Origin of the sequence: Streptomyces sp. NPDC127117 (genome assembly GCF_042677325.1) — a bacterium.
Lineage (GTDB): Bacteria > Actinomycetota > Actinomycetes > Streptomycetales > Streptomycetaceae > Streptomyces.
The window spans coordinates 1-13901 of sequence record NZ_JBHXTM010000005.1 but is presented as its reverse complement, the minus strand read 5'-3'; the positions used below and the strand labels follow the sequence as shown (position 1 = coordinate 13901).

General features: G+C 73.1%; 12 protein-coding genes. 1 reads left to right on the top strand and 11 read right to left on the bottom strand.

Going from position 1 to position 13901, the window contains the following annotated elements; genetic code table 11:
- Nucleotides 1–59: 59 nt before the first annotated feature.
- The 11 genes from ACFVH0_RS06270 to ACFVH0_RS06220 form a co-directional block, all read right to left on the bottom strand.
- Nucleotides 60–1682 (bottom strand): DoxX family membrane protein, encoded by a 1623-nt coding sequence (locus ACFVH0_RS06270; protein ID WP_385818329.1) that lies wholly within the window; start codon nucleotides 1680–1682, stop codon nucleotides 60–62.
- A 141-nt stretch (nucleotides 1683–1823) separates the two neighbouring features.
- Nucleotides 1824–2780: a 23S rRNA (guanosine(2251)-2'-O)-methyltransferase RlmB gene (rlmB, locus tag ACFVH0_RS06265; RefSeq protein ID WP_266730848.1), complete on the bottom strand. Its 957-nt coding sequence runs from the start codon at nucleotides 2778–2780 to the stop codon at nucleotides 1824–1826.
- A gap of 82 nt (nucleotides 2781–2862) precedes the next feature.
- Nucleotides 2863–4266 (bottom strand): cysteine--tRNA ligase, encoded by a 1404-nt coding sequence (cysS, locus tag ACFVH0_RS06260; protein WP_385818328.1) that lies wholly within the window; start codon nucleotides 4264–4266, stop codon nucleotides 2863–2865.
- 115 nt (nucleotides 4267–4381) lie between these two features.
- On the bottom strand, nucleotides 4382–4783 hold the full coding sequence (locus ACFVH0_RS06255; RefSeq protein WP_385818326.1) for a PPOX class F420-dependent oxidoreductase: 402 nt from the start codon (nucleotides 4781–4783) through the stop codon (nucleotides 4382–4384).
- Between the two features lie 53 nt (nucleotides 4784–4836).
- Nucleotides 4837–6066 carry an MFS transporter gene (locus tag ACFVH0_RS06250; protein ID WP_385818325.1) on the bottom strand — a complete coding sequence of 410 codons (1230 nt, stop codon included), beginning with the start codon at nucleotides 6064–6066 and terminating at the stop codon, nucleotides 4837–4839.
- A gap of 325 nt (nucleotides 6067–6391) precedes the next feature.
- Nucleotides 6392–8125, bottom strand: coding sequence for an ABC transporter permease subunit (locus tag ACFVH0_RS06245; protein WP_385818324.1), 1734 nt, complete (start codon nucleotides 8123–8125; stop codon nucleotides 6392–6394).
- Nucleotides 8126–8129: 4 nt separating this feature from the next.
- Nucleotides 8130–9650 carry an ABC transporter substrate-binding protein gene (locus tag ACFVH0_RS06240; protein WP_385818323.1) on the bottom strand — a complete coding sequence of 507 codons (1521 nt, stop codon included), beginning with the start codon at nucleotides 9648–9650 and terminating at the stop codon, nucleotides 8130–8132.
- A gap of 31 nt (nucleotides 9651–9681) precedes the next feature.
- The gene (locus ACFVH0_RS06235; RefSeq protein WP_385818322.1) at nucleotides 9682–10266 is read right to left on the bottom strand and encodes a GNAT family N-acetyltransferase; all 585 of its coding nucleotides are present in this window, start codon (nucleotides 10264–10266) and stop codon (nucleotides 9682–9684) included.
- 114 nt (nucleotides 10267–10380) lie between these two features.
- Entirely contained in the window at nucleotides 10381–10902 is a 522-nt protein-coding gene (gene ispF, locus ACFVH0_RS06230) for a 2-C-methyl-D-erythritol 2,4-cyclodiphosphate synthase (RefSeq protein WP_259931495.1), read from the bottom strand.
- Nucleotides 10892–11638, bottom strand: a complete 747-nt coding sequence (ispD, locus tag ACFVH0_RS06225; RefSeq protein WP_385818321.1) for a 2-C-methyl-D-erythritol 4-phosphate cytidylyltransferase — start codon at nucleotides 11636–11638, stop codon at nucleotides 10892–10894. Before ispD ends, ispF begins: the two co-directional genes overlap by 11 nt.
- A 354-nt stretch (nucleotides 11639–11992) precedes the next feature.
- Nucleotides 11993–12475, bottom strand: a complete 483-nt coding sequence (locus tag ACFVH0_RS06220; RefSeq protein ID WP_006380568.1) for a CarD family transcriptional regulator — start codon at nucleotides 12473–12475, stop codon at nucleotides 11993–11995.
- Nucleotides 12476–13116: 641 nt separating this feature from the next.
- Between ACFVH0_RS06220 and ACFVH0_RS06215 the strand changes: the two genes are divergently transcribed.
- Nucleotides 13117–13782 (top strand): DUF461 domain-containing protein, encoded by a 666-nt coding sequence (locus ACFVH0_RS06215; RefSeq protein WP_385818320.1) that lies wholly within the window; start codon nucleotides 13117–13119, stop codon nucleotides 13780–13782.
- The last annotated feature ends 119 nt before the right edge of the window (nucleotides 13783–13901 follow it).

The window sequence follows — 13901 nt, the reverse complement described above, 5'->3', positions numbered from 1 at the left end:
GGGGGGTCCCCGGGTTCGAATAGGGGTGACCGCCCCTTCCGCGTGGTCGGGCCGGCGGCTCAGCCGAGCAGGCCGCCGATGGGGTTCTGCCCGCCGCCCGACGTGCCGCCGGACGTGCCGCCGCCGTCCGAGCCGCCGGTGGAGCCACCGCCCGTACCGGTGGAACCGGACGACGACGGGCCGGAGCTGCTGGACGGGGGCGGCTGCGGGGCCGTCTGCTGCGGGGCCTGCTGGCCGGTGCCCTGGGTCTGGCTGGGCTGGCCGGCACCGGCCGCCTGGCCGGACTCGCGGACGGTGCCCGCGGCGGGCGTGGAAGGCGCGGTGGACGGGGTCGTGGCGACGCTGCTCCGGGACGGCGCGGGGCGCTGCCCCTCCGGGGAGTGCGAGGCACGGCCACTGCGGGACTCCTGCGGGAGCGGGGAGCCGGGGAGCTGGTTGGTCGGGTCGGTGTTCGGGCCGGGCACGGTGACGACCTCGGAGGACCGGACCGCGCCACCGAGCACCGAGCCCACCAGCAGGGTGAGCCCGACGACGACGGAGGCGACCACGGCGCCCCGGCGCAGCACCCGGCGGCGCAGGTCCCAGATCGCCGAGCGCGGGCCGAGCCTGCGCCACGCCTCACCGGCGAGCCGCCCGTCGACGGAGTAGACGGGCGCGCCCGCGATGATCAGCGGGCTCCAGGCGGCGAGGTAGATGATGTCGGGCGCGTCGTAGGCGGCGACGGTGCGCCAGCTCACGGTGACCAGCAGGGCGGCCGACAGCAGCGCGCCGAACGAGGCGGCGACCCGCTGCCAGAGGCCGAGGACGGTGAGGACGCCGACGACGACCTGGAGGAAGGCGACGGTGAGTCCGGCGCCGACGGGGTGGGAGAGCGCGAAGTCGCGCAGCGGCTCGGCCAGCGCCCAGGGATGCAGCGAGTTCAGCCACTTGACCATGGAGCCGCGGTCGCCGCCGTCGAAGTAGACCGGGTCGCACAGTTTGCCCATGCCGGCGTAGATGGAGATGAAGCCGAGGAAGACGCGCAGCGGGAGCAGCACGACACCGAGGTTCATCCGGCGGCCGGGGTAGTACGCGTGCCGGACCGAGTCGCCGCTCTGGCGCCCGTTCCGGTCCTCGGTCTCCTCGTCGAACCCGTCCTCGCCGTCGTACGCCTCCGGCGCGTACGGCGCGCCGTCGTCGTCGAAGGCGCCGACCGCCCGGCGCATGGGCGGCAGCAGCGGTCCGTTGTCGTAGCGGCCCGGCTGATGGGGGGCGGTGATGACGGGGGTGGGCTGGGTCTCTTCGAGGAGGTCGATGACCCGGGTGCCGCCCGTGCCGGGTCCGCCGTCGCGCTCCGGGGCCGCGTAGGGGCCGTACGCGTCGTACCCGGCCGGGGCCGGGCGGCCCGCGGTGGAGTTCCGCACGGCCTGGAGGAGCCCGGTGGCGCCGGGGTCGCCGGGGGCGGACCTGCCGCTCCACACGACGGGCGAGCGCCTGCCGCGGGCCGCTCCTGCGCCGCTCATGGCGGGGATCCTGGGCACGCCGGCCGGGGCCAGACCGCGCAGCCGCGGGCGCTGGCCAGGTGCGAGCTGCACCCGGAAGCTGGCGTGGTTGACGATGACCTGCGCAGGGTCGCAGTCCACCTTGGTCATGCTCAGGGCGGGTTGTTCGTCGAACCGAGGCGTTCTGGTGTCCACACTCATCTAACCGAGTGATCTGTGTTTAGGACACTGCCTTGACGGGCCCGATGTGTCCGAGGCCCGTCAATGGGGTCCGGCGGGGGGCGACAGGACCCGGCCCGCCGGACAGGCCCCGGTCGGCCGCCCCCCGGCCGGGTGGACTTCTCAGGCCCGGCGCCGCGCGACCTCGTACAGCACGATCCCGGCCGCGACACCCGCGTTCAGCGACTCCGCGCCGCCCGGCATCGAGATGCGGACCCGGTAGTCGCAGGTCTCGCCGACCAGGCGGCCGAGGCCCTTGCCCTCGCTGCCGATGACGATGACGACGGGCCCGGCGAGTTCCTCCAGGTCCTCGACGGTGTGCTCGCCGTCGGCGGCCAGGCCGACGACCGTGAGGCCGGCCTTCTGGTAGCCCTCCAGCGCCCGGGTCAGGTTGGTCACCCGGGAGACCGGCGTACGGGCCGCCGTGCCGGCCGAGGACTTCCAGGCGCCCGCCGTCATCCCGGCCGCACGCCGCTCGGGCACGACCACGCCGTGGCCGCCGAACGCGGAGACGGAGCGGACGATAGCGCCCAGGTTGCGCGGGTCGGTGACGCCGTCGAGGGCCACGATCAGCGGGTCCTCGCCGTTGTCGTACGCGGCGGCGGTGAGGTCCTCCGGGTGCGCGTACTCGTACGGCGGGACCTGGAGGACGAGGCCCTGGTGGTTCAGGCCGTTCGTCATCCGGTCCAGCTCGGGGCGCGGGGCCTCCATCAGGTTGATGTTGCCGCGCGCACCGGCGAGCTGGAGCGCCTCGCGGACCCGCTCGTCGTTGTCGATGTACTGCTGGACGTACAGGGTCGTCGCCGGGACGCCGTCGCGCAGGGCCTCGTAGACCGGGTTGCGGCCGACGACCATCTCGGACGTGCCCTTGACGCCGCCGCGCCGGGGCGCGGGGCGGCGGGCCGCGGCCTGCTTGGCCTGGGCGTTCGCCACCCGGTTCTTCTTGTGTCCCTTACGGGCGGAGGCGGGCGGCGTCGGTCCCTTGCCTTCGAGACCACGGCGTCGCTGGCCACCGCTGCCGACCTGCATGCCCTTCTTGTTGGACGTGCGGCGGTTCCTGCGCTGGCTGTTCCCGGCCATGACCTACCTGTTTCGTTGCTTCTCAGACATGCGTACTAAGTGAAGTGTGCCGCCCGGAACGCCGGGCGGCACATGGTGGGGACTACTGGCGCGGGCCGAGTGTCCACCGCGGTCCGGTGGGGCTGTCCTCGATGACGAGTCCGGACTGGTTGAGCTGGTCGCGGATGGCGTCGGCGGCGGGCCAGTCCTTGCGCTCGCGGGCCGACTGGCGCTGGTCGAGAACGAGGCGTACGAGCGTGTCGACGACCCCGTGCAGATCGTCGCCGCGGTCGCTCTCGCCCGCCCAGTGCTCGTCGAGCGGGTCGAGGCCGAGGACGCCGAGCATCGCGCGGACCTCCGCGAGCCGGGCGACGGCGGCTTCCTTGTCGTCGGCGGCCAGTGCGGAGTTGCCCTGGCGGACCGTGGTGTGGACGATCGCGAGCGCCTGCGGGACGCCCAGGTCGTCGTCCATCGCCTCGGCGAAGGCCGGCGGCACCTCGGTGGCGGGCTCGACCGTCTCGCCCGCCTTCTCGGTCACGCGCTGGACGAAGCCCTCGATCCGCGCGAACGCGGACTCGGCCTCGCGCAGGGCCTCCTCGCTGTACTCGATCATCGACCGGTAGTGCGGGGTGCCGAGGTAGTAGCGCAGCACGATCGGACGCCACTGCTTGACCATCTCGCTGACCAGCACCGAGTTGCCCAGCGACTTCGACATCTTCTCGCCGGACATGGTGACCCAGCCGTTGTGCACCCAGTACTTCGCGAACTCGTCGCCGTACGCCTTGGCCTGGGCGATCTCGTTCTCGTGGTGCGGGAAGATCAGGTCGATGCCGCCGCCGTGGATGTCGAAGGCGGTGCCGAGGTACTTGTGCGCCATGGCGGAGCACTCCAGGTGCCAGCCGGGGCGGCCGCGGCCCCACGGGGTCTCCCAGCTGGGCTCGCCCGGCTTGGTCGCCTTCCACATGGCGAAGTCGCGCTGGTCGCGCTTGCCCGTCTCGCCGTCGCCGGACGGCTGGCGCAGATCGTCCAGGTCCTGGTTGGAGAGCTCCAGGTAGCCGGGGAACGAGCGCACGTCGAAGTAGACGTTGCCGTCGGCCGCGTAGGCGTGACCGCGTTCGATCAGACCCCGCATCATCTCGATCATCTCGGGGACGTGGCCGGTGGCACGGGGCTCGTAGGTGACCGGGAGGCAGCCGAGCGCGTCGTAGCCGGCGTTGAACGCCCGCTCGTTCTCGTAGCCGATGGCCCACCACGGGCGGCCCTGCTCCGCCGACTTCGCGATGATCTTGTCGTCGATGTCGGTGACGTTCCGGACGAAGGTGACGTCGTAGCCGCGGTACTCGAACCAGCGGCGCATGATGTCGAAGTTCAGCCCGGACCGGATGTGCCCGATGTGCGGGGCGGCCTGGACGGTCGCGCCACAGAGGTAGATCGAGACACAGCCCGCTGTGAGCGGTACGAAGTCACGGATCTGCCGGGCGCTGGTGTCGTACAGGCGAATAGTCACGCCTCAAGGGTAGTGGGCGCGCACCAGTGCCCCGCGACCCCTTGGGGGATCGCGGGGACAACTTTCTGACAGCGGGGTGTTTCCGCCCGCGCCGAGGGGCCCTCGGGGGATGCTTTCAGACGCGTCCGACGACCTTGCGCGGGGTGATCCGGACGACGACCCGCTCGGCGTCGTCGAGGGAGGGGTTGAACTCCGCGAACTTCTTGCCGGTGTACTTCACGGACAGCTCGTCCATGAGTTCGTCGCCGCCCTCGGTGGTCAGGGTGGCGGTGCCGCGGATCTCGGCGTACGTGTACGGGGCGTCGAAGGGCTGTACGACGACGGAGACCCGTGGGTCACGGCGCAGGTTCTGCTCCTTGCGGCGGCCGATCGACGTCGAGACGAGCAGGTCGTCGCCGTCGCGCTTCACCCAGACCGGGGTGACCTGGGGGCTGCCGTCGGGCTGGATGGTGGCGACGGTGACGAACACGGGGGTGTCGAGAAGCGCCTTGAGTTCTGCGGGGAGTGCGGCGGGCATGGCGTACGTCCTCCAGTGGGTTCGGTGGTGCCTCTACGTACCCCAACCCCGGCTCAGCGCTCCCGCTTCCCGTTCCCGTCCACCGGAAGAGTGAGGGCGAGCGCGGCACCCGCCAGCGGCACGGCGGCGAGCACCGCCCACCGGACCGGTCCTGGCGCCTGGAGCAGTGCCCCGGTGGCGGCGCTGCCGCCGAGCACGGCGAGCCCGGAGACCGACGAGAGCGCCCCGGTGGCGAGCCCGAGCCGCCGGTCGTCGACGAGGTCCGGTACCAGGCCCCGCGCGGCCGGGACCAGCAGCATCTGGCCGAGGGTGAGCAGCACGACGAGAGTGGCACCGGGCAGCAGTCCGGCGGGGCCGCCGGGGGTGAGCGGTACGGCGGCGAACCCGGCGGCGACGGTCCCGAGGCCGGTGGCGAGCGCGGTGCGCGGGGCGACGCGGCGGGCGGCCCAGCGGGTCAGGGGCAGTTGGGCACAGACCACGAGGAGCGAGGAGAGCGCGAACAGCCAGCCGAGCGCGGCCTGCCCGCCGGTGGCCTCCGCCACCTCGGCCGGCAGCGAGAGGTAGAGCTGGTTGTACGCGATCAGGTAGCTGCTGTACGCGAGGCAGAGCAGGAGGAAGGGCCGGTTGCCGAACACCTCGCGAACGGAGCCGCGGGACTCGGCCGTCCGGGTGACGGGAGCCCGGCGCGGCATCAGCCGGGCGTGTCCGGCGAGGACGCCGACGAAGACCAGCGCACCGGCGAGGCAGGCCGCCCGGAATCCGGCGCCGAGCATCAGGAGCAGCGAACCGAGCAGCGGCCCGATGAAGGCGCCCGCCTGCCCGGCGGCGGAGAACACGGCCAGCACCTGGGCACGCGGGGTTCCGGTGTCCCGCTCGTACCGGACGGACTCGCGGGCGGTCTCGGACTCCACGGCGGGCGAGAACAGCGCGGCGGCGAACCCGATGAGGACCACCGCGCCGATGACGCTCGCGGTGGACCCGGCGAAGGCCAGCCACCCGAAGCCGGCGATCCGCAGTGCGCAGCCGACGAGGACGACGGGCCGGGGCCCGTACCGGTCGGTGAGGGCGCCGCCGACGACGAAGAGCCCCTGCTGGCTGAACGTACGCAGGCCGAGCACCAGCCCGACGAGCCACCCGGCCATGCCGAGGCCGGTGCCGAGATGGGCGGCGAGGTAGGGCAGCACGGCGTAGAAGCCGATGTTGAAGGCGAACTGGGTGGCGGTGAGCAGACGCAGGTAGGGCGTGGTCCTCACGGCTGCCCCGGCGGTGAGCGCGGCGGTCACGGGGTCACCCCGCACTGCCGGGGGCGGGCGGCCCGGGGCCGCTCCGGGTCGGGAACCCGGATGTCCGTTCGCCGCCCTGCGAGGGCTCCCCCGCACGGCCCCGGGCCGGGGAGTCGTGCGTGCGCGGGAGGTGCCACCGGCCCGCGGTCGCCGACGATGCCGGGGCGGGGCCGCGCAGGGCCGTCCCCGCAGGGACCGACGTGGATGACCGGGCCACCGCACGCGGCGGGGTGCCACGTCGGTTCCGGGGAGACGGCCCGGAGGGGCCCCGCCCCCCGCCCGCCGACGCCGGGCGCCCCGTCCCCGTTCGAGCCGCGACACCCGTTCAAGCCGCGCCTGCCCGGCCTCGGGCACGCCCCCGCCCCCGTACCGCTGCCGCCGTGAGGACGGCCAGTGCGCCCAGGGCGGCGAGCGCGGCGGCGGGGGCCAGCACGGACCAGGGGGCCCGTTCCGCGTACGGCATGTTCTCCGAGAGCATCCGGCCCCACTCCGGCGCCGGTGCCTGTGTGCCGAGGCCGAGGAAGCCGAGGGAGGCCAGGGCCAGCGCGATCGCCGGGATCCGCAGCACCGCGTGGCGCAGGACCGGGGGCACGACGGCGGGCAGCAGGTGCCGCCGGGCCATGTGCCACCGCCCGGCGCCCATCGAGCGGGCCGCCGCGATGTGCGGTGCGGCCCGCTCCTGGGCGTACAGGGCCGAGGTGTGCGCGGCGAGCGGCGCCCAGGCGACGGCCGCCACGGCGACCGCGGCGCCCAGCGGGCCGGGGCCCGCGATGCCCGCGACGACCAGGCCGCAGAGGATCGCCGGCAGCGCGTTGGCGGTCTCGGTGAGCGCCCCGGCCCGTACCGCTCCGAGGACCAGGCCGAGCAGCAGCGTCACGGCGGAGACGGCGATCGCGGTCAGCACCGTACGGGCCGCTCCGTGGCCGAGGCGGGCCAGCACGTCACGGCCGAGGGAGTCCGTGCCGAGGGGATGCGCGGCGGACGGACCGGCGAGCCGGGCGGCGGCGTCGACGTGCAGCGGGTCGCGCAGCAGCCCGGCGACGGTCACGGCCACGAAGAGCACGGCGAGCACCACCGCCCCGGCGGTGAGCAGCCGACGGGCGGGCAGGACCGGGGGCACCAACGCCGGGAGGGCCCCCTCGGACAGTGCGGGCCCGAGCAGCGCGCGGCCGGCGAGGCGGGCCGCGACGCCCGCGAGCACGCCCAGGAGCAGCAGGAACAGCACGCACGCCTGGAGCACCGGGAGGTCCTGCGCGAGGGCCGCGGCCAGCGCCGTACCGCCGAGCCCCGGCACGGCGTACAGCGTCTCGACGGCGACGGCGCCACCGGTGAGGCCGACCACGACCAGGCCGAGCTGTGGCAGCAGTCCGGGCAGGGTGCGGCGCAGCGCGTGCGGCACGATGCGACGTCCGGGCAGTCCGCCCGCGACGGCGGCCCGCGCCCACGGTTCGGCGAACGCGGCGGGCAGCGCGTCGTCCAGCAGCCGGCCGAGCAGGGCGCCCGCCGGGACGCCCATGGCGAGCGCGGGCAGCACCGCCTGGCCGGGCGTGCCCCAGCCGAGCGCCGGGAGCCAGCCCAGTTGCACGGCGACGACGGTGGCCAGGACGGCGGCGAGCAGGAACTCCGGCAGCGCGGCGAGGACGGCGGCGCTCACCCCGGCCCGCGCGGTGACGATCCGGCGCCGCGCCCCGCGCCGCAGCGTGCCCGCGACGAGCGCGCCGGCCAGCAGCACGGCGACCGCGAGCGAGGCGCCCATCAGGGTCAGGGAGACGCCGAGCGCGGACGTCACGTCGGGGGCGACGGGCTGTCCGGAGACCCAGGAGGTGCCGAGGTCGCCACGGAGGAGGCCGCCCAGCCAGTCGCCCAGGAGGTGCACGGCCCCGCCGTCGAGCCCGGTCTCGGCGCGGATCGCGTCGAGGGTCTCGGGGGTGGGCGGCCGGTCGGCGTACCGGGCGTGCAGGATCGTGAGCGCCGGGTCGGTCCGGGTCAGCGTGGGCAGCAGCCCGATGACGGCGAGGACCGCGAGGAGCGTGCCGAGCCGCCCCGCCAGGTACTTCACCCGGTCACCCGACGCGGGTGTCGGCGGTGATCAGGGTGCGTTCCATCGGGTCGAGCGAGACACCGTGGACGCGGCTGTCGTCGTAGCCCTGGACGAAGCGTTCGTGGAGCAGCGGTACGAGGGCGTCGGTGCCGAGGATGTCGGCCTCGGCGGCCGTCTCGGCGCGGTGGCGGGCGGTGGTGCCGGCCAGGCCGGCGGCCTTGTCCACGGCGGCGTCGACCCGCTCGTCGCAGAGCTGGGAGATGTTGAAGCTGCCGTCGCAGGTGAAGTCGGACGCGAGGTAGGAGACCGGGTCCGCGGTGTCCAGGAGGGTGTTGCGGGCCTGGATGAACGCGTCGTACTTGCCGGCCAGCGCGTCGGCCTCAAGCTGGGCGTAGTCGCGTACGACCTGCTTGACGGTGAAGCCGCGCGCGGTGAGCTGCTGCTGGACGACGGTGGCGACCTCGGGCAGTTCGGGCCGGTTGGTGTACGTGGCGAGGACGATCTGCCTCGTCTTCGCGACCTCCGCCTTGCCGGCGGCCTTCGCCCGGTTCGTGGGGGCGGTGCGCTCGGCGGCGGCCCAGGGCACGCCGGGGCCGAGCAGCCCCTCCGCGGTGTCGGCGCGGCCTTCGTAGACGCCCTTGACCAGGGCGGCCGAGTCGATGGCCTCGCGGGCGGCGGCACGCATCGCCGGGTCGGCGAAGACCCCGTGCCGGGTGTTGAGGGAGAGGCCGTTGGTACGGGCGGAGGGGAATTCGTGGACGAGCCCGTCACCGAGGAGGGACGCCTGCGAGATGGGTACGTACTCGGCGACGTCGACGGTCCTGGTCCGCAGGGCGTTGGCGCGGGCGGTGCCGTCGGCGACGAACTTCACGTCGACGCCGGGGGCCTCGGCCTTGGCGCCCCAGTAGCTGTCGTTGCGCTGGAGCGTCGCGCTGAGCGCGCCGTTCACCTTCGTCAGGGTGAAGGGGCCGGTGGCGTGCCCGGCGGGGTTCACCTTGCCGCCCTTGTACGCGCCCTCGGACAGGATCGTGAGCGACGGGTTGGCCAGCCGCTGGGGCAGCAGCGGGTCGGGGGTCCGGGTGGATATCCGTACGGTCCTGGCGTCCGGCGTGGTGACATTGAGACGGGTGTCGCTGAGGACCCGGGGCTTGGGGGACGCCTCCTCGGCGGCGCGCAGCGAGCGGGCGACGGCGGGCGACTCCAGCTTCCGGCCGTCCTGGAAGACGGCGTCGCGCAGCGTGAAGCTCCAGGTGCGGTCGTTGTCGCGCTTCCAGGAGGTGGCGAGAGCGGGCTTGGCGTCGCCGTTCTTGTCGAGCGTGGTGAGGCCCTCGATCACGGCGAGCCGGCTGAGGGTGACGGCGTCGTCGCCGTAGGGGGACATGGCCTGGGCGGGCGGGAAGGCCATGACGACCCGGAGCCGCTGCCCGTCCGCGGAGGAGCCGGAGCCGTCCGAGGAGGAACAGGCGGTGGCGAGCGGGACGAGGAGTGCGGCCGCGGAGAGCGTCAGGGGCAGCGCGGGGCGACGGCGTCGGGGCGAGGGCATGACAGCGACCTTATATGAAAACGATTGTCATCTAGCGGGCAGGGGTGGCGGGCACCCGCATCGGCAGTTCGAAGTGGACGATGCCCTGACCGCCCCCCGGCAGCGCGCGCTCGTCGCACACCTCGTCCGCCAGCGACCGCCAGAACGGCTCGGCGCCGGGCACGGCCGGGTCGGTGTGCAGATAGATCGCCTCGTACCCGCCGGCCGCGGCGACGAAGTCGCACAGCTCACGCACCAGCCGCCGGGCCAGCCCGTGCCTGCGATGGCCGGGCGAGACGTAGATCCGGCAGAGCTGGGCGGTGGTGCCGGACGGGAAGCGGTCCGCGACCCACTGCGGATTGGGCGGCGCCTGGGGCCCGCGGTCGCGCACCGCGCCGGTGGCGACGATCTCGCCGTCGCACTCGACGACCAGCAGGGTGCAGCGGTCCGGGCGCAGATAGGCGGCCTCGGGATCGATGATGTCGGCGTGCCAGCGCGGTACGTAACCGGACCGCAGGTCGCGGTAGACGGTGTCGAGCATCACGGCCCGCGCCCCGCCGAGATCGGCGGGGGTGGCGGTGCGCAGTACGTATCCGTCGGTTTTGGCCCGTACCGGCACCACCGTCGTCGTGCTCATCCGTGAGCCCACCGTCCTCGTACGACACATCGCTTGCCGTACCAGCGTACGTGCAAGCGATGTGCAACAAGGCCGTGGCCCCGGAGGTCCCGGCAGGTCAGGACCGTGTGCGGGTCAGCCGGTGCGGTAGACCAGCGCGGTCGCGATCCCGGCGATGCCCTCGCCCCGGCCGGTGAAGCCGAGGCCGTCGGAGGTGGCCGCGGAGAGCGAGACGGGCGCCCCCACGGCGGCCGACAGCACCTTCTGAGCCTCGTCCCGCCGCTTGCCGATCTTCGGCCGTACGCCGACGACCTGGACGGCGACATTGCCGATCCCGAAGCCCTCGGCCCGCACGATCCGGGCCGCCTCGGTCAGCAGGGTCACCCCGGCGGCGCCGGACCACTCGGGCCGCCCGGTGCCGAAGTGCTGCCCGAGGTCGCCGAGCCCGGCGGCCGAGAAGAGCGCGTTGCACGCGGCGTGCGCGACGACATCGGCGTCCGAGTGCCCGGCGAGCCCGGGCCCCTCGCCCTCCCAGAGCAGCCCCGCGCACCACAGCTCACGGCCCTCCTCGAAGGCGTGGATGTCGGTGCCGATCCCGACCTGCGGGATCACCGGCCCGGTCCGTTCCACAGGGGCCGTCGTCTCCTCAGAAGCCATCGTTCGCCCTCCTGCGTGCGAGTACCGCCTCGGCCAGCACCAGATCCAGCGGCCGGGTCACCTTGAACGCCTCTTCGTGCCCGGGTACGACCACCACGGGCGCCCCGAGCTGCTCCACCATGCCCGCGTCGTCCGTGGCGCCCTCACCGCTGACGGCGACGGCCCCGTGCGCCCGTACGAGCGTGTCGCGGTCGAAGCCCTGCGGGGTCTGCACGGCGCGCAGCCTGGCCCGCACGGGCGTGCCGAGCACCGGCTCCGGCTCCCCCGGCGCACCGGGCTCGACCTCCTTGACGGTGTCGGCCAGCGGCAGCGCGGGGACGACGGCGGGCGCCCCGTCCCGTACCGCCTCGATCACCGCGTCCACCGTGTCGACGGGCACCAGCGGGCGCGCCGCGTCGTGGACGAGGACGACGGAGATGTCCTCGGGCAGCGCGTCGATGCCGATCCGCACCGACTCCTGGCGGGTGTCCCCGCCGGGCACGACGAGGTAGTCGGTGCGCTCGGGCAGGGCGTGCTCGTCGAGCAGGTTCTTGACCTCGTGGGCGCCGTCCGGCGGCGCGACGACCACGACCAGGGAGACGGAACGGGACGCCGCCATGGCCCGTACCGCGTGGATGAGCATGGGCGTCCCGCCCAGCGCGCGGAGCGCCTTGGGGGCACCCGGCCCGAGCCGTACGCCGCGGCCGGCTGCGGGAATCACGGCGGCCGTGCGGTACGGACGCGATTGATCAGACATCGATTGCACTCCGGGGCTTCGGCATGTTTGTTTCCACAGTCGACGTGGGTATGGCCACAAGCGAGCCGGGCGCCGTGCCCTGACTCGACGGGGCCCTTTCCGTGACACCCGGTCGAAGTCGGACAAGCCGCACCGGTGCTCGGGATCGGCTGCGCAAGATCGCGAGCAACGTATCGGGGGTATCACCGATGAAGCCAACGCATCGGTGAATCGAGACGTAATCCGGACAGGCTGCGCATTGTTTCCAGCCACGCCGTGGCTGGATACAGACATGCCGCAGCGCCCGTCGACATACCGTGAATACGGTTGTCAGCGGGCACCGCGGCACATTGATTACGACCGGCGCGAGCCGGTTCAGGACGCGAGAACCTCGTCGAGCAGAGCCTCGGCCTTGTCTTCGTTCGTGTTCTCCGCGAGAGCGAGCTCGCTCACCAGAATCTGGCGAGCCTTGGCGAGCATCCGCTTCTCACCCGCGGAGAGTCCACGCTCGCGCTCACGACGCCACAGGTCGCGAACCACTTCGGCGACCTTGATGACATCGCCGGAGGCGAGCTTCTCGAGATTTGCCTTGTAGCGCCGGGACCAGTTCGTCGGCTCTTCGGCATACGGCGCACGAAGCACCTCGAAGACCCGGTCCAGCCCCTCCTGCCCGACCACGTCGCGCACACCCACGAACTCCGCATTGTCCGCCGGCACACGAACCGTCAAGTCGCCCTGGGCGACCTTGAGCACCAAGTAGGTCTTGTCCACGCCTTTGATCTGGCGAGTTTCGATAGCCTCGATCAGCGCGGCCCCGTGATGGGGATAGACCACGGTGTCGCCAACCTTGAACGTCATGTGACAGGTACCCCTTCCGTGGCTATCAAGAGTAACACGAGAACTGCTTCTCCTGAATGGCGTTTTCGCAGGTCAGGGCATATCTCGGGGCTTGACAACAGCAACACGCACGTGCTGCGGAAGGCTCACGGGGGGTGGAATTCGCAGGTCGGAGCCGTTGTGCGGGCAGGGCGAAACACACACGTCTCACACATCCGGACCACCCTCCACAGGGGTCGAACGTCCCGTTTTGCCGGGTTCCGGATGCTGAAGTTTCCGTACTCCGTTCGGAGATCGATCACCCGTGCGGAGGTAAGTGCCGTTGATCAATGGAATTGATCAACGGCCCGGCGCGATCGCTTATGCGCACGGAATGCGCCACGCTCCATGAATTGATCACCGGCGATATGTGAACGGCATGTGTCGGACCGTTTCGGCAGCCCACCGGGGCCGCAAACCTTTGCCGGGCGGAAGCAGCCGAACGGCATGACCGCGGGAAGTCCCGGGAGGCGCCGGGAGGACCGAGATCACTCTCAGGGGCGGGTCGGGTGCGGGGCCGGGCGGGCGGCTCGGTAGCCTGAAGCCGCTGACACACCCTTAGGGCGGCTTTACGTCGCTCCCCACCCGTCCGCAGTCCGAACGTTCAAGGAGTTGCCGCCGCCGTGAGCCGCAGCCTTCGACACGGCGCCCTCGCCGCCACAGCCATCGTGTTCTCGATCGCCTCGCTCGCCGCGTGCGGCGCGGGCAATGACGCCGCGACGCTCAAGGTCAGGCCGGACAATGCTGCCACCACCGTCGGTGACATCAGAATCCAGAACGCGAACATCGTCACCCAGCCCGAGCCCACCGCCACGGGCCCGGCCGTCGTTGTCGCGACGCTGTTCAACAACGGCGCGAAGCCGCAGACCCTGGATGCCGTCACGATGCCGGGTTCGAGCGCCTCGGTGCAGCTGCACGCCGCCAAGGGCGCCGGTCCGGTCGTCGTCCCGGCCGGCGGCTCGGTACTGCTGGGCGGCCCGGGCAACGCCTCCGCCGTGATCGAGAACGGCAGCGAGGCCGCCCGGGCGGGCAATGTGGAGCGGCTCGTCTTCAAGTTCAGCTCGGCCGGTGAGATCCCGCTCGGCGCGTCCGTCGTGCCGGCGACGAGCTACTTCACGGGCTTCGGCCCGAGCGCGCTGCCCGAGACGCCGGAGAAGTCGCCGGAGACGAAGCCGACCGGTTCCGCCACGGCCCCCGCCTCCGGGGCGGAGGGCGACACCCCCGAGGAGTCGGCGAGCGACGCGGGCACCCCGACCGACTCCGCGTCCGCCTCGACGCAGGCCCGCTGACCCCGCACACGGACAGCGGCCCGCGGGCGGACAGCGCCACGCGGACCACGCCGAACGGCGGAGGGGGGCCCCCGTGGGGGGGGGCCGCCCCCGGGTAGCACAACAGGGGGGGTTAGGGG